This is a genomic window from Microbacterium sp., assembly GCF_049650565.1.
Lineage (GTDB): Bacteria > Actinomycetota > Actinomycetes > Actinomycetales > Microbacteriaceae > Microbacterium.
The window spans coordinates 40,670-62,519 of record NZ_JBASAK010000006.1 but is presented as its reverse complement, the minus strand read 5'-3'; the positions used below and the strand labels follow the sequence as shown (position 1 = coordinate 62,519).

Genomic DNA, 21,850 nt, shown 5'->3' with positions numbered 1-21,850 from the left:
TCTGACTCCCCGACGACTCTCAACCACACAACCCCAGGAAGGACCATCACATGGACACCCTGACCTACGGAGACCTCCGCGTCTCCGTCCACGACTCCAACGCTGAACTGGGCGTCGCAGGTGCTGCACTGTTCGCCGAGGCCGTGCGCGAAGAGCTCACAGAGCGCGAAGAGATCGCCGTGATACTTGCGACAGGCAACTCGCAGCTCAGCTTCGTGACGGCGCTGCGCGAGCGAAACGACATCGAATGGTCGCGGGTGAGCGTGCTGCACATGGATGAATACATCGGCATGTCCGAGATGCACTCAGCCAGCTTCCGGCTCTGGATGCAGCACAACATCGTCGAGCCCTTCAGCCCGAAAGCGTTCTACGGGGTGCGCGGCGACCACGAGCCCGTCCAGGAGGAGGTCGATCGTTACGCCGCGCTGCTCCGCGACCTCGAACCAGCCATCTGCGTGATGGGTATCGGCGAGAACGGACACCTCGCCTTCAACGATCCGCCGGCGGACTTCGAGACCGACGAGCTCGTCCACGTCATCGCGATGGACGAGGCTTCGCGGCGGCAGCAGGTCGGCGAAGGACACTTCCCAAGTCTCCATGAAGCGCCAACTCACGCGATCTCACTCACCATCCCCGCACTGCTCGCCCCCCGCCACGTGCTGGTGATGACCCCTGAAAAGCGCAAGGCCAGGGCTGTCGCCGGGGCGCTGCAGGGTGAGATCACGCCACAGCTCCCGGCATCCATCCTCCGCACCCAGCCGCAGGCGCGGCTGCTGCTCGACCGCGACTCGGCATCCGGGTTGCAGGCCCTCGTCCGATGACACTGGGGGACGGCGTCCTGCAGGCGGACGTCATTCAGGTCGGGCGGCGCAGCCGGCTGCTGGTGCGGGTGACAGATGCTGCCCAGCTCGCCCCCTTCCAGGGGCGGAGCTGGCGGCTGGGCGATGAGATCCTGCTGGAGGGGCCGACGGATGCCGCCAACGCCGCCGCTCTGCGGCACGCGATTCCGGCATTGCGCCCGCAGCCTGTGGGCCAGGGCGTCTCGGCGGGCACCGGTGATCGTCTCGGCACGGCGACCTGCGGGCACGTCAGGGCCTTCCGACATCACGGCGCGGGTGTGACCCCGGTGTTCGCGCAGCAGTCGTTCCGTGAGATGGACCGGCTCGGACGCAGCCCGCAGAACGTGCTCGACGACGCCACCTACGGCTGCGTCGCAGGCGGCTGGGACGGACCGGTCGGCGCGGATGCCGACCACATCCACGACATCTCCCGCCTCGGCGAGGCTGTAGCAGCCGGTTTCACCACGTTCACGCTCGACCCAGGGGATGCTGTGCGGGATGTGCAGTCGGACACCGGCACCGCACTCGCCGGAACCGACTGGACGACTCTGCAGACGGACCGCGATGAGACACTGCGCCGGTACTCCGGGGTTCCTGTCGATCTCGGGAGGTTCTCGCTGACACCAAGCGACGAGGATGTCATTCGCGCGATCGTGAAGTACGCGAACGCGGTCGCCCTCATCGTCCGGATGCACGACAGGCTCACTGAACTCGCCACGGCGCCCTACGAGGTGGAGATCGCGATCGATGAGACCGCACAGCCGACATCACTGTTCGAGCACCACTACTTCGCGGCAGAGGCTGCGCGTCTCGGGGTGCGCTGGGCGAGCATGGCTCCGCGCTACATCGACGGATTCGAGAAGGGCGTCGAGTACCGCGGCGACGTCGACGCTCTCGCCGAGAACGTCGCAGGTCACCGCGCTGTTGCGGTGCGCAACGGCGGATACAAGATCAGCATGCACTCCGGATCCGACAAGTTCTCGATCTACGAGCGCGTGATCGCCGCGGCGGACGGCCGCATCCACTTGAAGACCTCTGGCACCAGCTGGTTGTGCGCGGTCGAGGTGCTGGCACGGCGTGCACCGGGCCTGTTCCGCCGGGTGCACGAGGTGAGCAGCGCGGCGTACCGCGAGGCGCGGGCGAGCTATCAGGTGTCCGCCGCGGCAGACGATGACCACATCAGCGGCATCCCGGATGGCGACTTGGAATCTCTCGTGCACGCTGACGGAACGCGGCAGGTGCTGCACGTCGGCTATGGCGCCGTACTCACCGCATCCGGACACGACGGCCCGTTGGACGGATTGATTCGAGACGTGCTGAGCGACCACCGCGACGAGTACCTGCTCATCCTGGAGAACCACATCGGCAGGCACCTGCTGCCGTTCAGCACGGGAGGCGCCCGATGAGCACCGGAATCTTCGACCTCGCGGGGAAGAGAGCCGCCGTGCTCGGCGGCACCGGCGTGCTCGGCGGACAGTTCTGCCGCACGCTTGCGGGGGCGGGCGCTGAGGTCGTGGTGCTCGGCCGCAGCGCGGAGCGCGGCGAGGCGGTCGTGATGAGCATCCAGGACGCCGGCGGTTCGGCATCCTTCATCGCCGTCGACGCGACGGATCGCGCATCGGTGAGATCCGCCGCCGCGCGCATCGAGTCTGGCGGTCCGCTGCACACTCTCGTCGTCGCCGCAGGAGTGAACAGCACGACACCATTCCCGGAGATCACCGACGAGGAGTGGCAGTCGCTGCAGGACGTCAATCTCGGATCGGTGTTCCTGGCCTGCCAGTGCTTCGCACCGCTGATGGCGGGACTCGACGGCGGCGCATCGATCATCACCATCTCCTCGGCGTCTTCTGGGCCCCCGCTGAGCCGCGTGTTCGGCTACAGCGTCGCGAAGGCGGGGGTGAACAACCTCACGCAGTATCTCGCGCGCGAGCTCGCGCCTGAAGGCATCCGTGTGAATGCGCTGATCCCCGGCTTCTTCCCCGCAGAGCAGAACCGCGCAGTGCTGAGCCCGGAGCGCATCGCCAGCATCCTCGCGCACACACCCATGCGGCGTCTCGGAGACCCGAGGGACCTCGACGGCGCACTGCTGTGGCTTGCGGCATCACGAGCATCGTCCTTCGTCACAGGAGCGCTGATCCGCGTCGATGGCGGCTTCAGCGCGATGACCATCTGAACGCCGGCGCACGTCGGCGAGAGCGGAGAAGATATGACCATCGACAAGGCAGAGGTGATTGTCACCAGCCCTGATCGCAACTTCGTCACCCTGAAGATCACGACGGCCGGTGGTCTGACCGGCATCGGCGACGCCACGCTGAATGGCCGGGAACTGGCAGTCGTTTCGTATCTCTCAGACCATGTCGCGCCACTACTGATCGGCGCTGACGAGGACCGCATCGAGGACACCTGGCAGTTTCTGTATCGCAGCGCGTACTGGCGGCGCGGACCGGTGACGATGGCTGCCATCGCAGCCGTAGACATGGCGCTGTGGGATATCAAGGGCAAGAAGGCGGGGATGCCGGTCTACCAGTTGCTCGGCGGCGCGAGCCGCACCGGGCTGCTCGCCTACGGGCATGCATCGGGGAAGGAGCTCCCTGAGCTCTTCGACTCGGTACGCGCGCACCTGGAGCAGGGATACCGCGCCATCCGGATTCAGACCGGGGTTCCAGGGCTGAAGGCCATCTACGGCATCGCCTCGCAGGGAGCCGACCAGGGCGAGCCGGGGGTCCGCTATGACCACGAGCCGGCTCGCCGCGGCGCGCATCCCGTGCAGGAGGACTGGGACACCCGCGCCTATCTGCGTCACCTTCCGGGTGTGTTCGAGCAGGTGCGCAACGAGTTCGGCGCCGAACTGCCGCTGCTCCATGACGGTCATCACAGGATGACCCCCATCCAGGCTGCGAAGCTCGGGAAGGAGCTGGAGCCCTACGACCTGTTCTGGTTGGAGGACTGCACGCCCGCCGAGAACCAGGAAGCGCTGCGGCTGGTGCGGAGCCACACCACGACGCCTCTGGCCATTGGCGAGATCTTCAACACGATCTGGGACTTCAAGGACATCATCCGCGAGCAGCTCATTGACTACGTGCGCGGGGCCGTGACACACATGGGCGGAATCAGCCCCCTGCGCAAGACGCTCGAGTACGCCGCGATGTACCAGATCAAGTCAGGAATGCACGGCCCGACCGATGTCTCACCGGTGGGCATGGCCGCGGCTATGCATCTCGGCCTGTCCATCCACAACTTCGGGATTCAGGAGTATATGCAGCATGGAGGTCGCACCAACCAGGTCTTCGAGCAGTCGTTCACCTGGCAGAACGGCCTGCTTCATCCCGGCGAGGCGCCCGGCCTCGGAATCGAGTTGAATGTCGACGAAGCGGGCAAGTACCCCTATGAGCAGGCGTACCTGCCGTACAACAGGCTTGCTGATGGCACGGTTCATGACTGGTGAGCAGCGACGCGCCTGACCGGCAGACACGACAAGGGCCGGGCATCCAATGGATGTCCGGCCCTCTGCATGGGATCAGCCCACGTCGGACTTGCGTCCGCCGGCCTCCAGCGAGTCACCGGCGGGCAGCTCCTTGTGTCCGCCGAACTGCAGGCGCATGGCGGAGAGCACCTGGTTGGCGAAGTGGTCCTCGTCGCGCGACGCGAAGCGCTCGAACAGCGAGGCGGCCAGCACAGGCACGGGAACGCCCACGTCGACGGCCGCCTTGACGGTCCAGCGGCCCTCGCCCGAGTCGGACACCCGACCGGCGAGTCCGTCGAGCGTGGGGTTCTCGTTGAGCGCGGCGGCGGTCAGATCCAGCAACCACGAGGAGATGACGGATCCGCGGCGCCACACCTCGGCGACCTTGGCGGTGTCGATGGGGAACTGGTAGTACTCCGGCTCCTCCAGCGGCGCGATCTCGGCGGAGTGCTCGGCCTCGCGCACGCCGGCGTCGGCGTTGTCGAGGATGTTCAGGCCCTCGGCGAGCGCGGCCATGATGCCGTACTCGATGCCGTTGTGCACCATCTTCACGAAGTGCCCGGAGCCCGACGGGCCGCAGTGCAGGTAGCCCTGCTCCTCAGGAGCAAGGTCGCCGGTGCGGCCGGGCGTGCGCTCGATCTCTCCGACACCCGGCGCGATGGTCTTCAGGATGGGCTCGATGTGCGAGACCGCGGCATCCGACCCGCCGACCATCAGGCAGTAGCCGCGCTCCAGGCCGAACACGCCACCACTGGTGCCGGCATCGACGTACTCGAGGCCCTTCTCGCGCAGCGCCTTGGCGCGGCGGACGTCGTCGCGGTAGTTGGAGTTGCCGCCGTCGATGATGATGTCACCGGGCTCGAGCACCTCGGTGAGCTGGTCGACGACCTTCCCGGTCAGCGAGGCGGGGACCATCATCCACACCACGCGCGGGGTCTGCAGCTTGGCTGCGAAGTCCGCAAGATCGGATGCGCCGGTGGCGCCCTCCGCCTCGATGGCTGCCACGGACTCCTGGTTCACGTCGTAGCCGACGCACTCGTGCCCGTCGCGCATCAGGCGGCGCACGATGTTGGCGCCCATTCGTCCGAGTCCGATCATTCCCAGCTGCATTCGCATCTCCTCGCGTCGTTCCAGCTCTTCCATCATCCTCCCTGATCAGCATGTTCAGGGCAGGACGCGGTCGACCCCATTCCGCCCCGAGTGGCCCGCCGGGGTCTATGGTGAGGCGATGATCAGTCGCGAGAAGCTCGAGCAGGGCAGAGCGGATGCCGCCGCGCGAGCCGCATCCGCGGCATCCGTCCTGGCCGGGCTCGTGAACGACAGGCGGGACTCGAACGACGACGACGAGCACGATCCCGAGGGCGTGACGCTCTCGTCGGAGTGGGACCGGCTCACGGCCCTGTCGGATGCCGCTGACGAGGACGTGCAGCGGTTCGACGACGCCATCGCACGATGGGACGCCGGAACCTACGGCGTGTGCGCGTCGTGCGGGAAGAAGATCCCCGCCGCCCGGCTGACGGCACGCCCGTTCGCCGAGCTGTGCGTGCCGTGCGCCGAGAAGGCGGGCCTCTGAGGGTTCAGAGCCGGCCGATGCGGGATGCCAGGATTGAGGCATGAGCGCCGATCTGCCCCGCCTGCACGACCTTCTCGACTCCGGCTCCCCTGTGAACTGGGTGTGCACGGGCGACTCGATCACGCACGGGCTCAGCCACACGCTCGGCGCCCGCAACTACGTAGACCACCTGCATGAGCTGATCCGCGGCGACCTGGAGCGCGTGCAGGACGTAGTGATCAACACGGCCATCAGCGGCTGGCGCATCGTGCAGCTGCTGCAGGACTTCGACCGGCGGGTGGCCGACTGGCACCCGCACGTGGTCACCCTCATGATCGGAACCAACGACTGCTCCACCGGCGGCGCGTTCCCGATCATCGAGCCTGCCGAGTTCGCGGCATCCGTCACCGAATTCGTCGCCTGCGTGCGCAGGCTGGGTGCCATCCCCGTGCTGCAGACGCAGCCGTCGGTGGATGCTCTGAACGCGCCGGAGCGCGCCCGCATCGCGGACTTCGCGCAGGCCGTGCGCGACGTCGCCACCTCGGGAGACGCGATCCTCGTCGATCAGTCCGCACGGTTCAGTGCTGTCGGCGCGGGGCGCCAGGGCGGCATCCCGTGGGGGCTGATGAACGACCCGTTCCATCCCAACGCCGCAGGCCACGCGCTGCTGGCGCTGGGGATCGCCGAAGCACTGGAGCTGACCGCAGGACCTGAGCGCGACCGCGTGCTGCCTCTCCTGCGCGGGCTGGTTCAGGCCGCCCGCTGACCCGCGCGACTCCCGACACAGAACGGGGGCCGACACGCCAGATGTCGGCCCGATTCGCGGCATCCGGCCGACATGTGGCGTGTCGGCCCCCAAAGTGCAACCGCCCCGGCGCGGCCAACCGGGTCAGCGAACCGGGTCAGCCCTCCCGCGAGCTCCTCCGCAGCAGCGCCGCGCTGATCAGGCCGAGCGCCAGGAACGCCACCGCCACCAGCAGCGCCCAGCGCGTGGCATCCGCGAATCCCGCCGACAGCGCATCGACGGCAGCCTGCGTGTGATCGCCGAGCGGAGAGTGCACGCCCTGTGCACGCAGCTGGGTGATGGTCGTGCCGGCGGACAGGCGCGTGGAGTCGGCGATGCTGTCGGCGTTCGGGCCGGAGATGCCCGCCGCGGACAGAGCGGCGGGGAGCGTGACGGCCAGCGCCACCGAGAGCGCGGCGCCGGCGAACGCCGTGCCGAGCGCGGAGCCGACCTGCCGCACGGTGCTCTGCGTGGCCGATCCCTGCCCGGAGATCGAGACCGGCACATCGCGCAGCACGGTGCCGGTCAGCTGAGCGGATGCCAGCCCCAGGCCGAGCCCGTAGAACACCAGCGGGATGACGATCACCCAGCCCGACGTGTCGCCCTGCACCAGCAGCGTGAGCACGAGGGCGCCGGCGACCTCGAGCCCCAGGCCGATCAGCACCACGCCGGGTGCGCCGAACCTCGCCGCCAGGTACCGCGCGCCCGCGCCGGAGACGAAGGCTCCGAGCGCCATGCCCGCCAGCAACAGGCCCGCACCCATCACGTCGAGCCCGAGCGCATTGACCAGGTACAGCGGCAGCACGAACAGCAGCGCGAACTCGCCGACGGCCACCATCCCGGCGGTGAGGTTGCCCCAGGAGAACGTGGACAGCGAGAACAGCCCGAGGTCCAGCAGTGCCTGACGCTGCACCTTCTCGCGGTGGCGCTCCCAGATCACGAACAGCACCAGCGCCACCGCGGCGACGGCGAAGGCCGCCGGCACGGCCGAGATCGGAGCATCCTTCCCCCACGTCCAGCCGAACGCGACCAGGTCGGCCTTCGGTGTCCACCAGCCCAGATCGGGACCCTCGATGACGGCGAACACCAGTGCGCCGAAGCCGATGGCGCTGAGCATGGCGCCATCCACGTCCGCACCCGGGCGGGTCTTCTCGCCGCGCGTCTCACGCACGGTGAACAGTGCGGCGATCAGCACCAGCGCCCCCAGCGGCAGGTTCACCAGGAAGATCCAGTGCCATGACGCCCACTGCGTCAGCGCCCCGCCGGCCAGCGGGCCGATGGCCGCCGCCCCGGAGATGACCGCACCCCACACGCCGAATGCCGTGGCGCGGTGCCGCCCGCGGAACACGGCGTTGACCGTGGAGAGCGTGGACGGCATGATGAACGCCGCGCCGATGGCCTGCACTGCTCGCGCGCCGATCAGCGCGCCGGCAGTGGCCGACATGGCCGCGAGCAGGCTGCCGCCCATGAACACCACGAGCCCGACGAGGAACAGCCTCTTGCGCCCCCACCGATCAGCCAGGCTCCCGGTGGACAGCAGCAGCGCCGCCAGCAGTACGGCGTACAGGCTGTTGACCCACTGCGCGTCGGTGATGTTCAGCTTCAGGTCGCCGATGATGGCCGGCAGCGCGACACCGACGATGGTGCCGTCCAGCACGATCAGGCCCAGCCCGATCGACAGCACGGCAAGACCCAGCCAGTCCCGTCGTGACGGCGCGGACTCCGCGTCCGGCTCCCTCAGCTTCGTCATGCGAGTGGTCCTTCCGGACGTCAGATGAGCCCGGCCTCGCGCGCGACGTGAATCGCGCGGGACCGGCTGTCGACGTCGAGTTTCGTGAAGATGTGGGCGAGGTGGCTCTTGACGGTCGCCTCGGTGACGAAGAGCGTGCGGGCGATCTCCTGGTTCGCCGCGCCCGTTGCCAGCAGCCGCAGCACCTCGGACTCGCGATCGGTGAGCCGGGGCAGCGGACTGCGCAGCCCCTCCAGCAGGCGTGCGGCGAGTTCAGGCGCCAGCACCATGCCGCCTGCTGCGGCCCGGCGGATGCCGTCGACGATCAGCTCCGGCGCGACCTCCTTCAGCAGATAGCCGGCGGCGCCCGCCTCGATGGCGTCGCGGATCTCGGCGTCTCTGTCGAAGGTGGTGAGGATGAGCACCACCGGTGCAGGGGTGAGCGCGCGCAGCGCGGCGGTGGTGCGGATGCCGTCGATCCCCTCGCCCAGGCGCAGATCGCACAGCACGACATCAGGATGCAGCAGCTGCGCCAGCTCGATGGCCTCCTCGCCGGTGGCGGCTTCGCCCACCACCCGCACGTCGTCGGTGTCGAGCACAGCCCGCAGCCCGCTGCGCACCACGGGATGGTCGTCGACCAGCAGCACGGAGATGGTCATCGTGTCTCCCTCTCGGATGCCGGGCCCGCGACCGGGCCGGATGCCGGCGCCCCCGGGTGCGGGCGGATCGGCAGCTGCACGGAGACCGCCGTCCCCTCGCCGGGTGCGCTCTCGATGTCCAGGCCGCCGCCGAGCTCGCGCAGTCGCGCCCGCATGAACCGGAGCCCATAGCTCGATGCGCTGCCGGCATCCGCCTCCCAGGCTGTGACGTCGAAACCCGCACCGTCGTCCATGATGTCCAGCCGCACGCTCCGCTCGTCGTCGATCAGACTCATCACGACCCGATGTGCGGCGGCGTGCAGGCGCACGTTGGCCAGCGCCGACTGCGCGGTGCGCAGCAGCGCGACCTCCACCTCGGTGGGCAGCACGGGCAGGGACTCGTCGACATGCAGCTCGACGTGGAGTCCCGCCTCGTCATGCGCGCGATCCAGCATGCTCCGCAGCGCCGTGGCCAGCGGGCCGTCCTCCAGCTCGGCGGGCGCCAGATCCGCCACGATCCTGCGCACATCGGCGAGACTGCCGCCGGCGAGCGCTTCCACCTGCTGCAGGGCCCGCGCCGCACCGGCGTCGGTGCTGCGGTCCGCGCCCGCATGCGCGAGCAGACGGATGGAGGACAGCGACTGCGCGACGGTGTCGTGGATGTCGCGGGAGATGCGGGTGCGCTCGGCGACGGCACCCGACTCTCGCTGGGCGAGCGCGAGCTCGTCCTGCAGATCGGCCATCTCGTGCTGCGCCTGCGTGAGCGAGGCGACCAGCCGCTCGCGCTCGGCGGCATCCCGCAGCAGCTGCAGATAGCCGCGCGAGATCCCGAAGGCGAAGACGCCGCCGATCAGCGGACCGAACACCGTGGCGTAGCTGGTCGAGCCGTGGTGCAGGATCGGCGCGACGATCACGACGGCCAGGACCAGCGCCGAGAACAGCAGCCCCCACGGCACGGGCAGCAGGTGGCCGGCCAGCAGCCAGAGCAGGAACGCGATCCAGATGAACTCCGGCGAGACGGCCACGGCGGCGATCCAGATCACCGCGAGGGCGACCAGCCAACAGATGGCCAACCGCCGGGAGCCGCGTGACGGGAGGATCGTACCGGCGGTGTGCACGGCCAGGATCGCCAGTCCGGCCAGCACCGCGGCGGCGATCGGGGTGCCATCGCCCGCCGCCCGGATCACGCCGACCCCCGTCAGCACGGCTGCCATGGCGTGCTGACCGATCTCCATGGCCCGCACCACCGGCGAGGCGTGCCCCGGCACGTTGCGATCAGCATGCGGCAGCGGCGCACTCACGACGTCCATGTGTCGATTCTCCTGCCCGAGCCGCTATTGCACCGGCATCCGGCCCGGACCGGCCGACACCCGGTCTCCGGATGCGGTTGCAGAGGCGGCGGACGCCGGGGCAGAGCCGGCGATGGTCTGCTTCGGGCCGGCGGAGGCCGGCTCGCCTTCTTCCGCTGCCTTCTTCCGCGGCCGCCCCGGCCACCAGATGCGGTCGCCGACGAGGGCGAAGATCGCCGGGACGATCACCGTGCGCACCACCAGGGTGTCCACCACCACGCCGACCCCGACGATCAGGCCCAGCTGACCGAGCGTCACCAGCGGCAGCACGCCGAGCGCGGCGAACACGGCCGCCAGCACGATGCCGGCACTGGTGATCACACCGCCGGTGTGGGTGATGGCCTCCACCATCCCCCTCCTGGTGCCGTGGAGCGCCGACTCGGTGCGAGCGCGATGCACGAGGAAGATCGTGTAGTCGATGCCGAGTGCCACCAGGAACAGGAACGACAGCAGCGGCACCTGCAGGTCCAGCGCATGCTGGCCGAACAGCACCCTGCTCAGCCACGCCCCGGCGCCGATGGCGGCGAGCGCGCTGGCCAGGTTCACCACCAGCAGCAGCACGGGGGCGACCAGGGAGCGCAGCAGCACGATCAGCACGATCAGGCTGACCGCCAGCACCAGCGGCGCGACCAGCAGCAGATCCCGCTGGTTGCCGGCCCTGGCGTCCAGGTCGGTGGCGACGGCGCCGCCCACCACGGCATCCGCGTCCGGCACCGCGTGCACCGCATCGCGCAGCTCGGTGATCTGGTCCAGGCTCCTCGTGGTGCTCGGCGCATATTCGCTGGTGACCATGATCTTGGTCAGCGCCCCGTCATCGGTCTGGCCGACCGCGTTGGCCCTGACCACGCCGTCGACGTCCTTCACGGCGGCGACCACGGCGCCGGATGCCGCACTGTCGGTCACGATGAGGATCGGCTGGGCCTCACCCGGCGGGAAGTGCGCGGAGAGCACCTCGAGCCCCGCCGCCGACTCGGACGGCACCCGGAACTTCTCCAGCTGGTCCAGCCCGACGGACGTGCCGATCAGGCCTGCGGCCATGATGGCCAGCAGCACGACACCGGCCAGCAGGCTGCGCAGCGGACGCTGCACGACACCCGACGCCACGCGCCGCCAGCCGCGGCCCTGTCGCGGCGCCTCGCCGGGGCGGGGGACGAACGGCCAGAACACCCTTCGCCCGCAGACCGCCAGCAGCGGCGGCAGGAGGAGCAGCACGAAGGCCAGGGCGATCAGCAGGCCGATGGCCGAGGAGACGCCGAGACCGTGGGTGCCGGGGATGACGGCCAGCACCAGCGTGAGCAGCGCCAGCACGACGGTCACGTTCGAGGCGAGGATGGCGGGCGCCGTGCCGCGCCAGGCCGCGCTGAGCGCCTTCCGGTGATCCTCTTCGATCTGCAGCTCTTCCCGGTAGCGGGAGATGAGCAGCAGCGCGTAGTTCGTGCCGGCGCCGAAGACCAGCACGCTGATGATGCCCGCATCGAACTGCAGGCCCCACAGCGAGCCGGCCGCCGCAGTCATGCGCCCCGCCAGGCCGTCGGCGAGCGCGACGACCACCAGCGGGATCAGCCACAGCACGGGCGAGCGGTAGGTGACGATCAACAGGACAGCGACGATGAGGATCGTCACCATCAGCAGCGTGAAGTCGGCTCCCTCGAACGAAGAGGCCACGTCGGCGCCGAACGCCGGGCCGCCGGTGACCTGCAGCGTGACGCCGGCCGGCGCGTGGCCGTCGATGTCGGCCCGCAGCTGCTTGATGATCGCGGCCGTGTCGGAGTTGGTGGCGCCCACAGTGATCGGCGTGATCAGCACGGCGGCCTTCCCGTCGTCGCTCACCAGCGGGCCCGTGGAATCGCCCGCGGACTGCTCATCGAGCACCGGCAGCAGCGCCTTCAGCCCGTCCTGCTGCGCGGCGGAGAGCCGGCCGCCGTCGTCGCGGGAGGCGACGACCAGCACGGACTGCTGATCGGAATCCGGGAACGTCGCCAGCAGGTCGCTCACCCGGGCGGATTCGGATGCCGCCGGCGCCTGCGCGTTGCCGGCCGGGGCCTTCGCGGACCCGAACGCGCCGAACAGCAGGAGCATCACCAGCAGCACGAGGCCCAGCGATATCCACGCGCCGCGGCGCGAGGTGAGACGGTCGGAGAGCGGATGCCGCACACGGAGGTCTGCCATGACATCGAGTCCACCAGCGATGCCGTTTTCCGGCATCGGGGGCGGGGGTGAACTCGGTGTCAATCGAAAGGATGAGGAGGGCCCGTTCGTGACATCCGTCACAGCGGATCCCGGGCCGTGAGATTAGGCTGGCGGGATCATGGATCCGACGTTCTGGAACGGCTTCTGGGGCAACGTCGGCCACCTCTGGTGGCTGATCTTCCCCATCATGGGCGTGGCCGGCGGCGCCGCGCGCCGGTGGCAGGTCATGTCCCGCGAGCGCCACCAGCGCAAGCTGGAGACCCTGCGTCTGAAGAGCGAGCTGCGCGCCGCCGAGCTGCAGGCCCGCTCGCTCGCCGGGACGCCGCGTTTCGGCTCCGTGAAGCGGAGCGCAGCACCGGCATCCGCCTCACACGACGACATGCTGGAGCGCCTGTTCAAGGAGCACGACGAGATCACCGCACGCTGGCTGGACTACGAGCTCGACGTCGCCAAGCTCATCGCCTTCCCCGCCATGAGCGACGGCCGCCAGCCGCTGACCGCCGCGTTCCTGCGCGCCAAGAAGACCGCAGACAACCTGCGCCCGGCAGCCGCCGACGCGAAGGTGAGCGAGCAGCGCGTGTCGGAGTACCTGGATGCCGTCGGCAACTACGCCGTGGCGTTCGAGGTCGCCGAGCACGACGCCCGCCGACTGCGCGACTCCACGTTCAGCGAGGACGAGCGCAAACGCCTGGACCGGGCGCAGCACCTGCTGAAGATCGCTCTCGACGAATCGGCCACGCAGGCCGAGCGGCAGGTCGCGTACAAGCGCGTGCGCGACGAGCTGGAGGGGCTCATCCTGTTGTCCGACGAAGCCGTGCAGGTGCTGGAGACCAAGGTCGCCGGCGAACTGCCGCGCGGCGCAGCCTGAGCCGCCGTCCCGTCGAATCCCTTCACGCGCGCCGAAACCCCTCGTGAGCGACGTCATTGCGGACGGAACAGGAGGGAAGAGGAGGGCCCGCTCGACGGTCCCGGGCCGTAGGCTCGGGCTCATGGACGACACACCGCGGGTCGGGATCGTCGGCGCAGGCGGCATCGCCCCGCCGCACATCGAGGGCTGGCTGGCGTTGGGAGCCGAGGTCGGCATCCTGCGTCGCACCGGATCGGATGCCCTGGCCGCGCGCTACGGGCTGCGCATCCACGCCACGCTCGCGGACCTGATCCAGGACTCCGGGATCGTGGACATCGTCAGCCCCACGCGCACGCACGTCGGCATCGCCCGCGCCGCGTTCTCGGCCGGGCGGCATGTCGTGTGCGAGAAGCCGCTGGCCGCGACCGCCGACGACGCACAGGCGCTTGCCGACGAGGCCACGGCGGCCGGGGTGCGGCTGTTCCCCGCGCACGTGGTGCGGTACTTCTCCGGCTACCGGAGCGTGCACGAGCGCATCGGCGCCGTCGGCACGATCACCGAGCTCACTGCACGCCGCACGGTCGCCGCGCCGGCACCCGCCTGGTTCTACTCGCAGGATGCCGGCGGCGGGATCATCCGCGATCTGATGATCCACGACCTCGACCAGGCGCTGTGGCTGGCGGGACCCGTGGTGGAGGTCTCGGCCACGCAGGATCCGCCGGCCGAGGACGGCTTCGTGCAGCCGCCGGTGTCCGCGCACGTCACGCTCACGCACGCAGGCGGCGCCATCAGCCACGTGCGGGCGGACTGGGCGGAGCCCGGCACGCCGTTCCGCTCCACGCTCGAGGTCACAGGAGACCGGGGTGAGCTCAGCGTCGACACCTCCGCGTCCGACGCGGAGGACGAGTCGCCGGCATCCGCTCCCGACCCGTACCGCGAGCAGCTGGCGGACTTCCTCGACGCGATCCGCACCGGACGCGAAGCCCGGGTCACGCCCGCCGACGGCGTCGCGGCCGTGGTGCTGGTGGATGCCGCCTACGCGTCGCTCGCGTCCGGGCATCCGGTCGTGATCTGAGCGCCTCGCCCGGTCCTTCTGGCCCTCCCGAGCCGACACACATCGGGGGCCGACACGCCAGATTGGGGGACGTTCTCGAGGGAGACGTCCGTCGATCTGGCGTGTCGGCCCCCAGAGTGAAACCGAGCGCGGGCGTCAGCCCTGCGGCAGTGCGGCCACCACGTCGATCTCGACGAGGATGTTCGCCAGCTGCGAGCCGACGGTGGTGCGCACCGGGTACGGCGCGGAGAAGAACTCACCGTACGCCTGGTTGAACTCGGCGAAGTCGGCCAGGTCGGCCAGGTGCACGGTCGTCTTGACCACGTCGGCCATGGTCAGATCGTGCACGGCCAGCACCTTCTCGATGTTGCGAAGCACCTGGCGGGTCTGATCGCCCACGTTCTCGGCGACGGCGTGGTCGTTCGCGGCGTCCTGCGGCCCGAACCCGGCGGTGTACAGGAAGCCGTTCGCGACCACCCCGTGGCTGTACGGGCCTGCGGGGGTGGGAGCGCCTTCGGCGTGGAAACCGGTCTTGGGCATGGTGTGCTCTTCCTTCTCTTTGTCGGTTCTGTTCATCCCAGCTGGTGGGAGATCTCGGCGGCCGTCTCGCGCAGCATCGGCACGCGCTGCTCGAGCTGCCGGCGGCTCTGGGCGGCGCGCAGCGCGGTGAGCGACAGCGCGCCCACCACACCTGCGGCCGTGACGATGGGCACGGCCACGCAGCCCACGAAGTCCTCGAACTCGGCATCGTCGAACGCCCAGCCGCGGCGAGCGGTGAGGGCGAGCTCGGCGTCGAGGGCCGCGCGGCTGGTGAGCGTGTTCGCCGTGTACGGGTGCCAGTCGCAGCCCGCCAGCAGGGTGTCGCGCTTCTCGACGGGCAGCTCAGCGAGCACCGCCTTGCCGATGCCGCTGCAGTGCGGCTGCACGGCCGCCCCGACCCGCGAGTACATCCGCACGCCCGATGCGTCCTCCACCTTGTCGACGTAGACGATCTCGTCGCCCATCAGCGCACCCAGATGAAGAGTGTTGCCGACGATCCGGTGCAGTCTCCGCAGATGCGCATACGCGGCGCCGCGCAGGTCGAGCTGCTCCAGCGCCGCGCCGCCGAGCACGGCGAGCCGGATGCCGACGACGTAGGTGCCGTCGATCTGCCGACGCACGAATCCGACCTGCTCCAGGCTCTGCAGCTCGCGGAACATGGTCGAGCGGTGGATGCCGAACCGCTCCGCGAGTTCGATCACGGTCGCCGGCTCCGCAGCGAGGGCGTTCAGGATACCGGCTGCTCTCTCGACACTCTGCGACATCGGTCAGCCCCCGGTTCCCGGAGTGCCGACGTCTGCGATTCTGCCGTCCTCGTCGCCGAGACCCCTGCCTACCGTCGACACCCCTACCTGCGGACGTCCATAGATGGGGGTGTCGGCGGAAACTGGGGGTGTCAGCGGAGGGAGGCCGGCTGCCTCCCGTCGCAGACCGCGCCCGGGCAGCGCTCCGGTCGGCTCGCCACCGGCGAGCACCCGCACGCCCGCCACGAACACGTCGTCGATGCCGACGGCGGGCTCCTTCGGGTTGTCGTAGGTGGCGCCGTCCGCCACGCCCTCAGGGTCCACGAGCAGCAGGTCGGCGACCGCCCCCGCCTCGACCGCACCACGACGCCCGAGGCCGAACCGGCGGGCGGGCTGCGCGGAGAGGTGGTGCACGGCATCCGCCCATGACCATGTGCCCAGCTCGCGCACGAACAGGCGCAGGTATCGCGCGAACGATCCCGCCGCGCGCGGATGCGGGTGCGCGCCGATGAAGATGCCGTCGGATCCCCCGGTGTGCGCGGGGTGCGCGACGATGCGCGCCAGCTCGGTGTCGGGGCGCGGGTTGTGCACGGCCATGACGGCGCTGACCTCCATGCGGGAGGCGGCGAGCAGGTCGAAGGCGAGGTCCATCGGATCGGCGTCGGCGCGCGCCGCCGCCTCGCGCAGGGTGAGCCCGTGCGTCCAGGCGAAGTCGGATGCCGCGATGTGCGCGAGCGTGATCATGTCCGGCCACGCGGGCCCCAGGCTCGGGCTGTGCGATGCCCGCTGCGCGCACGTCTCGCGCAGCCGGCCCCTGCCCGTCGGGTCGGTCAGGAGCGCCACGATCTCGTCGGTCGGCAGCGCCGAGATCTCCGGCGGCAGCAGCGGCATGCCCAGCAGGGTGCAGCCGCGGATGTAGGGGTAGGCGTCGAAGGTGGCGTCGATGCCGGCCGCGGCGAGCGCGTCGAGCTGGGCGAGCACGATCCCGGCGTCGGCGTGCAGGTGCGACACGTGCACGGGCAGCGGCATCCCTGCCTCACGCGAGGCGAGCTGCGAGATCTCGCGCATCTCGTCGATGCCGGCGGCGGCGTTGTTCTCGTACCCGCCGCGCATGTGGCTGACGTACACGCCCCCGGCGCGCGCGACCGGTACGCACAGCGATGCGATCTCCGCCGCGTCCTGGAAGATCCCCGGCACGTAGTCCAGGCCGGTCGACAGGCCCAGGGCGCCCTCCGCCATCCCCTGAGCGACGAGGTCCGTCATGCGCGCGCGCTCGGCGTCGGAGGCGGCGCCCTCCCGCCGGCCGCACACCTCGAAGCGCACCGTGCCGGCGGGCACGAGGTACCCGGCGTTGATCGGCGAGGCGTCGTCGACGGCATCCAGCAGCGCGGCGACGCCGCCTCCGCGGTACGCGGGATGCGGGCCGTTGATGGCGGCGAAGTAGTCGGTCGCGTAGCGGCCGTCGCCCGGCGCGTACGAGACGCCGTCCTGCCCGCCGATCACCGTCGTCACACCCTGGCGCAGCAGCGCCGCGGTCACGGCGGGATCGCGCAGCAGGCCGTCGGCGTGCGAGTGAGCGTCGATGAATCCCGGCAGGATCAGGCGCCCGGCGGCATCGACCGCCTCGTCGCCGTCACGCGCCGGTATCTCGCCGACGGCGGTGATCACGGCGCCCTCGAACGCGACATCGGCGCGCTGGGGACCGGCCGGAGTGGCGATCGATCCGCCGCGGAGGACGGTACGAGTGCTCATCGGGCTGCCACTCCTCAGAACCACGTGCGGATCAGGTCGATGACGACGCCGGACTCGACGCTGTCCACCACCGGCAGCACCCGCCACTTGTCGAATGCCGTGCACGGGTGCGACAGCCCGAAGCGCACGATCGAGCCCACCGCCAGCGGCTCGGCAGGACGCACGTAGGAGTGCTGATCGTTCATCGCCGAGACGGCGGCGTCGACCGGATGCCAGGAGCCGGCGAGCTCATCGGCGGCGGCGCGCGGGATGGGCAGCCCCTCGTCGTACGGGAAGTCGCGCTTGCCGGCATCCACCAGCGCCAGCCCGGGCTCGGGACTGGAGACCACCCGCGCGATCCCGTGCATGGCGTTGACGAAGTGCGGGCCCTGGCCCGTGCCGCCCTCGTCGAACGGCGAGATGCCGCGGTAGAAGCCGTCGTCGTGCACGATGTACGCGCCGGAACGCAGCGTGAAGCGGGTGCGGCCGTCGCGCTCGGCGCCTGCCCACACGTCGGCGACGATCTCGAAGTACGCGCTGCCGCCTGCGGTGACGTACAGCTCGCCGTCGTCGTACAGCGGTCCCAGCGCGCGGTGCAGCTCGAGCTGTGCCTGCAGGTAGGCGCGCACGGCGGCGAGAGCCTCCGGGGAGCGGTCATGCGCCAGGCTGCCCTCGTAGCCGGCCACGCCCGCCAGGCGCAGCGCATCGGATGCCGCCAGTCGCTGTGCCACGGAGAGTGCCTCCTCGATCGACCGGGCGCCGGTGCGGCCGCCGGCGGCACCCAGCTCGACGCAGACGTCGATCGGCCGGGGCAGGTCGAGGCCGTGCAGGGCCCGTTCCATGGCGTCGACGGTGGCGACCGAATCGGCCCAGCACACGAAGCGGAAGTCCGGGTCGGCGAGCTCTCCCGCCAGCCAGGCCAGCGAGCGGGGATCGACGGCGGAGTTGGCCAGCATGATCGAGTCCAGGCCCAGGTTGCGGCCGGTGCGCACCTGCCCCATGGTGGCGAGCGTGATGCCGAGCGCCCCGGCATCGGTCTGCCGCTTCCACAGCGCGGGAGCCATCGTGGTCTTGCCGTGCGGCATGATCTCCAGGCCGCGCTGGGTGCACCAGGCGGCCATGGTCGCCACGTTCGCGCGCATCGCGGTGTCGTCGAGCACGACCAGCGGCGTCCAGAACTCGTCCAGCCGCGGCGCGGTCGCGAGGAAGGCGGATGCCGTCATGCCGACGGCGCGCGCCGGGATGCCCTTGTCCCGAGCGGTCAGCAGCTCATCAGTCGCGTTGGTCATTTCGATCGCTCTCCTTGGTGTGCACATACTGCAACGCTTGTTGCGTTGACTGCACAGCTCATCTCATCATGGTACTCATGCCCGATGCCTCCGCACCACGCCTCATCACGATCGGCGAGACGATGGCCCTCGTCACTCCGGCCCACGCCGAGCCCCTCGCGACCGCACAGGACGTGCGGCTGCTGATCGGCGGCGCGGAGTCGAACGTGGCGGTGCACGCCGTGCGGCTGGGCATCCCGACAGCCTGGGTCAGTGCAGTCGGCGACGACGCACTCGGCGTGCGGGTGCTCGACGAAGTCGCCGGGCACGGCGTCGACGTGCGCGGGGTCACGCGCAATCCAGATGCTCCGACCGGGGTTTACTTCAAGGACCCCGGCCGCGGCGTGCTGTACTACCGCCGTGGATCCGCCGCATCGCTGCTGGGGCCGGACGACATCGCGGGCGTGCCGCTGGAGGATGCCGAGATCGTGCACGTCTCCGGCATCACCCCAGCTCTGTCGCCCCGCTGCGCGGCGCTGATCGAGAGCGTGTTCGCGCGGGTGGCCGCCGCAGGCGGCATCCTCAGCTTCGATGTGAACCATCGTGCGGCGCTCTGGGAGCCCGGCGCCGCGGCATCCGCTCTGCTGGCGCTCGCACGCCGCGCGGACATCGTCTTCGTCGGGCTCGACGAGGCCGAAGGGCTCTGGGGCACCGCCGATGCCGATGCCGTGCGCGCCCTGATGCCGCAGCCGGCGGTCGTCGTCGTCAAGGACGGCGACGTGGGCGCCACGGAGTTCGACCGTCGCAGCGGCGAGAACCTGCGCACCTTCGTGCCCGCGATCCGCACCGAGGTCGTGGAGCCGGTCGGCGCGGGCGACGCGTTCGCCGCCGGGTACCTGGCCGCCCGCCTGCAGGGCGCCGACGCCGTCGCCCGCCTCACCGGCGGACACCGCCGCGCGCACCTCGTACTGCAGTCCACCGATGATCTTCCGCCGCTCGACAAGTGAAAGGCACCCGCCCATGACCGACAACTCCGCTTTCGACAAGCTGTTCGGCGCCGCGCCGCTGATGGCCATCCTGCGCGGCATGGGGGTCGAGCGCACGCTCGCCACCGCCACGCGTGCCTGGGACCTGGGCATCACGGTCGTCGAGGTGCCCGTGCAGACGCCCGCCGACATCGAGGCGCTGCGCGTGCTGGCCGAGGCGGCGCGCGAGCGCGGCCTGGTGGTCGGCGCGGGCACCGTGATCTCGCCCGAGCACGTGCGGCAGGCGGCGGATGCCGGGGCCGCGTTCACCGTGAGCCCGGGCCTGGACCTCGAGATCGTGCGCGCCTCGCATGAGGCGGGGATGCCGGCGCTGCCCGGCGTCTCGACGGCGACCGAGGTGCAGCACGCACTGCGCGAGGGGCTCACCTGGATGAAGGCGTTCCCCGCATCGCTGCTGGGCGCCGGCTGGTTCCCCGCGATGCGCGGCCCGTTCCCGCAGGCCAGGTTCGTCGCCACCGGCGGCATGGGCTCCGCCAACGCCCGGGAGTTCCTGGCCGCCGGCGTGCGGGTGGTCGCGGTGGGCTCCGCCCTGGAGGACGACGCCCAGCTGCCCGCGCTGGCGAAGCTCCTGGCCTGACGGCATCCGCTCGTCCGGACGCATCCGCTCCCGTCAAGCGTCCAGCATCCGTCCTCGCCCCTGCTCATCGTCCGTGCCCCTGCTGAGCTGCGCAGCTCAGCAGGGGCAAGGACGACAGGCAGGGGCGGAAACGCGCGCATGGGTGCTCAGCGCGCCCTCGTGGCGGCCAGTTCGTGCAGGCGGCCGGCGCCCTCCACATCGGGGCGGATGGATGCCACCAGGGTGGCGACCACGCCGATGATGGCGATCACCGCGGAGTAGACCACGACGGGCCAGAAGGCACCGCCGGCCGCGGCCACCAGGGCTGCGCAGATCAGCGGGGCGAACCCGCCGCCCAGCGTGTTCGAGAACTGGTACCCGATGTTCACGCCGGTCGTGCGGGCCTCCGCGTCGAACATCTCCACCAGCATCGTCGACAGGGTCGCCTGCATCGCGACGCCGAACACCACGAAGCCGAGGATCTGGCCGAGCCAGATCAGCCACATGTTGCCGGTGGTGAAGAGCGCGAACGCCGGATAGACCATGGCGGCGAAGCCGAGGCATCCGATGATGTACACCGTGCGACGGCCGATCCGGTCGGAGATGTGCCCCCACAGCGGAGCGACGAAGATCTGCAGCAGCCCGACCATCATCGTGCCCGCGAAGCCCATCCACGCGGGCAGGTGCTTGTTCGTCACCATGAAGCCCAGGCCGTAGGTGAGGATGACGTAGCCGGCGATCGACTGCGGGAGGCCGATCAGGATGCCCATGATCGCGTTCTTGGGGTGGCGGAACACCTCGATCAGCGGGTTGGCCTTCTTGCCCGCCGCGGCGAGCTGCAGCGTCTGCGTCTGCACGAACTCGTCGGATTCCTCGAGCTTGCGCCGCAGGAGGATGGCGATGACCGCCAGCACGATCGAGAAGACGAACGGGATGCGCCAGCCCCACTCGATGAACCAGGAGCCGGGGGTCAGGCCGAGCGCGGCCATCAGACCGCCCGAGACCATGTTGGCGATGCCCGCGCCCGAGATCAGGAACGCGCCGTACAGGCCGTGCTTGCCGGTGGGGGCGTTCTCGACGACCATCGTCGCCGCGCCGCCCATCTCACCGCCGACGAAGAAGCCCTGGAACATCCGGCACAGGATCAGGAGGATCGGCGCGATCACGCCGATCTGCTGGTCCGGCGGGATGAGCCCGATGCCGGTGGTGGCCAGGCCCATGCCGACCACGGTGATCATGAGCACGGGCTTGCGACCCATGCGATCGCCGACGATGCCCCAGATGATCCCGCCGAGCGGGCGCAGCAGGAAGCCGACGGCGAAGGTCGCGAACGACGACAGCTGGGCCATGACCGGGTTATCGGTCGAGAAGAAGACCGCGGGGAAGACGGCCGCCGAGGCGAGACCGTACAGGTAGTAGTCGTAATACTCCATCAGGGTGCCGATGGAGCCGCCGGCGATCATCCGGCGCTGGCGCGCGGTCAGCCCTCTCGGGGCCACGGCCTGGGACATGGGAGCCTCC

The 21,850-nt window shown here is 70.3% G+C and carries 20 protein-coding genes; 10 read left to right on the top strand and 10 right to left on the bottom strand.

The window, feature by feature from the left end; all coding sequences use genetic code 11:
* Nucleotides 1-50 precede the first annotated feature (50 nt).
* Genes WA967_RS01200 through manD form a run of 4 tightly spaced genes read left to right on the top strand, consistent with a single transcriptional unit; the run spans nt 51 to nt 4,284 of the window.
* Complete coding sequence (locus WA967_RS01200; protein WP_424419083.1) at nt 51-821, top strand: 6-phosphogluconolactonase; 771 nt, start codon at nt 51-53, stop codon at nt 819-821.
* Nucleotides 818-2,245, top strand: a complete 1,428-nt coding sequence (locus WA967_RS01195; protein ID WP_424419082.1) for a tagaturonate epimerase family protein — start codon at nt 818-820, stop codon at nt 2,243-2,245. The genes WA967_RS01200 and WA967_RS01195 overlap by 4 nt, the downstream gene beginning before the upstream one ends.
* The gene (locus tag WA967_RS01190) at nt 2,242-3,012 is read left to right on the top strand and encodes an SDR family oxidoreductase (protein ID WP_424419081.1); all 771 of its coding nucleotides are present in this window, start codon (nt 2,242-2,244) and stop codon (nt 3,010-3,012) included. The genes WA967_RS01195 and WA967_RS01190 overlap by 4 nt, the downstream gene beginning before the upstream one ends.
* Before the next feature lie 33 nt (nt 3,013-3,045).
* Complete coding sequence (gene manD / locus WA967_RS01185) at nt 3,046-4,284, top strand: D-mannonate dehydratase ManD (protein WP_424419080.1); 1,239 nt, start codon at nt 3,046-3,048, stop codon at nt 4,282-4,284.
* Nucleotides 4,285-4,356: 72 nt separating this feature from the next.
* On the opposite strand, the gene gnd is transcribed toward manD, so the two are convergent.
* Nucleotides 4,357-5,412, bottom strand: coding sequence for a phosphogluconate dehydrogenase (NAD(+)-dependent, decarboxylating) (gene gnd, locus WA967_RS01180; RefSeq protein WP_424419079.1), 1,056 nt, complete (start codon nt 5,410-5,412; stop codon nt 4,357-4,359).
* A 118-nt stretch (nt 5,413-5,530) separates the two neighbouring features.
* Between gnd and WA967_RS01175 the strand changes: the two genes are divergently transcribed.
* Both WA967_RS01175 and WA967_RS01170 read left to right on the top strand, forming a co-directional pair.
* Nucleotides 5,531-5,875 carry a TraR/DksA family transcriptional regulator gene (locus tag WA967_RS01175; protein ID WP_424419078.1) on the top strand — a complete coding sequence of 115 codons (345 nt, stop codon included), beginning with the start codon at nt 5,531-5,533 and terminating at the stop codon, nt 5,873-5,875.
* A 40-nt stretch (nt 5,876-5,915) separates the two neighbouring features.
* A complete protein-coding gene (locus WA967_RS01170; RefSeq protein ID WP_424419077.1) occupies nt 5,916-6,620 on the top strand; it encodes an SGNH/GDSL hydrolase family protein in 705 nt (234 codons plus the stop codon).
* Between the two features lie 136 nt (nt 6,621-6,756).
* On the opposite strand, the gene WA967_RS01165 is transcribed toward WA967_RS01170, so the two are convergent.
* The 4 genes from WA967_RS01165 to WA967_RS01150 are packed head-to-tail and all read right to left on the bottom strand — an operon-like array spanning nt 6,757 to nt 12,523.
* Complete coding sequence (locus WA967_RS01165; RefSeq protein ID WP_424419076.1) at nt 6,757-8,388, bottom strand: MFS transporter; 1,632 nt, start codon at nt 8,386-8,388, stop codon at nt 6,757-6,759.
* Between the two features lie 20 nt (nt 8,389-8,408).
* Nucleotides 8,409-9,026, bottom strand: a complete 618-nt coding sequence (locus WA967_RS01160; RefSeq protein ID WP_424419075.1) for a response regulator — start codon at nt 9,024-9,026, stop codon at nt 8,409-8,411.
* Nucleotides 9,023-10,315: a sensor histidine kinase gene (locus WA967_RS01155; RefSeq protein WP_424419074.1), complete on the bottom strand. Its 1,293-nt coding sequence runs from the start codon at nt 10,313-10,315 to the stop codon at nt 9,023-9,025. Before WA967_RS01155 ends, WA967_RS01160 begins: the two co-directional genes overlap by 4 nt.
* A 24-nt stretch (nt 10,316-10,339) precedes the next feature.
* Nucleotides 10,340-12,523, bottom strand: coding sequence for an MMPL family transporter (locus tag WA967_RS01150; RefSeq protein ID WP_424419073.1), 2,184 nt, complete (start codon nt 12,521-12,523; stop codon nt 10,340-10,342).
* A 139-nt stretch (nt 12,524-12,662) separates the two neighbouring features.
* Between WA967_RS01150 and WA967_RS01145 the strand changes: the two genes are divergently transcribed.
* Nucleotides 12,663-13,412 (top strand): hypothetical protein, encoded by a 750-nt coding sequence (locus WA967_RS01145; RefSeq protein ID WP_424419072.1) that lies wholly within the window; start codon nt 12,663-12,665, stop codon nt 13,410-13,412.
* Between the two features lie 121 nt (nt 13,413-13,533).
* Nucleotides 13,534-14,466: a Gfo/Idh/MocA family protein gene (locus tag WA967_RS01140; protein WP_424419071.1), complete on the top strand. Its 933-nt coding sequence runs from the start codon at nt 13,534-13,536 to the stop codon at nt 14,464-14,466.
* A gap of 135 nt (nt 14,467-14,601) precedes the next feature.
* On the opposite strand, the gene WA967_RS01135 is transcribed toward WA967_RS01140, so the two are convergent.
* Genes WA967_RS01135 through WA967_RS01120 form a run of 4 tightly spaced genes read right to left on the bottom strand, consistent with a single transcriptional unit; the run spans nt 14,602 to nt 18,748 of the window.
* Entirely contained in the window at nt 14,602-14,985 is a 384-nt protein-coding gene (locus tag WA967_RS01135) for a RidA family protein (RefSeq protein ID WP_424419070.1), read from the bottom strand.
* 32 nt (nt 14,986-15,017) lie between these two features.
* Nucleotides 15,018-15,749, bottom strand: coding sequence for an IclR family transcriptional regulator (locus tag WA967_RS01130; protein ID WP_424419069.1), 732 nt, complete (start codon nt 15,747-15,749; stop codon nt 15,018-15,020).
* Nucleotides 15,750-15,752: 3 nt separating this feature from the next.
* The gene (locus tag WA967_RS01125; RefSeq protein WP_424419068.1) at nt 15,753-17,480 is read right to left on the bottom strand and encodes an N-acyl-D-amino-acid deacylase family protein; all 1,728 of its coding nucleotides are present in this window, start codon (nt 17,478-17,480) and stop codon (nt 15,753-15,755) included.
* A gap of 14 nt (nt 17,481-17,494) precedes the next feature.
* Complete coding sequence (locus WA967_RS01120; protein WP_424419067.1) at nt 17,495-18,748, bottom strand: alanine racemase; 1,254 nt, start codon at nt 18,746-18,748, stop codon at nt 17,495-17,497.
* 77 nt (nt 18,749-18,825) lie between these two features.
* Here WA967_RS01120 and WA967_RS01115 point away from each other — a divergent pair, with 77 nt between their 5' ends.
* Both WA967_RS01115 and WA967_RS01110 read left to right on the top strand, forming a co-directional pair.
* Nucleotides 18,826-19,734, top strand: coding sequence for a sugar kinase (locus WA967_RS01115; RefSeq protein ID WP_424419066.1), 909 nt, complete (start codon nt 18,826-18,828; stop codon nt 19,732-19,734).
* A gap of 13 nt (nt 19,735-19,747) precedes the next feature.
* On the top strand, nt 19,748-20,350 hold the full coding sequence (locus tag WA967_RS01110) for a bifunctional 4-hydroxy-2-oxoglutarate aldolase/2-dehydro-3-deoxy-phosphogluconate aldolase (protein WP_424419065.1): 603 nt from the start codon (nt 19,748-19,750) through the stop codon (nt 20,348-20,350).
* A 146-nt stretch (nt 20,351-20,496) separates the two neighbouring features.
* On the opposite strand, the gene WA967_RS01105 is transcribed toward WA967_RS01110, so the two are convergent.
* Nucleotides 20,497-21,840: an MFS transporter gene (locus WA967_RS01105; RefSeq protein ID WP_424419064.1), complete on the bottom strand. Its 1,344-nt coding sequence runs from the start codon at nt 21,838-21,840 to the stop codon at nt 20,497-20,499.
* Between the last annotated feature and the right edge of the window lie 10 nt (nt 21,841-21,850).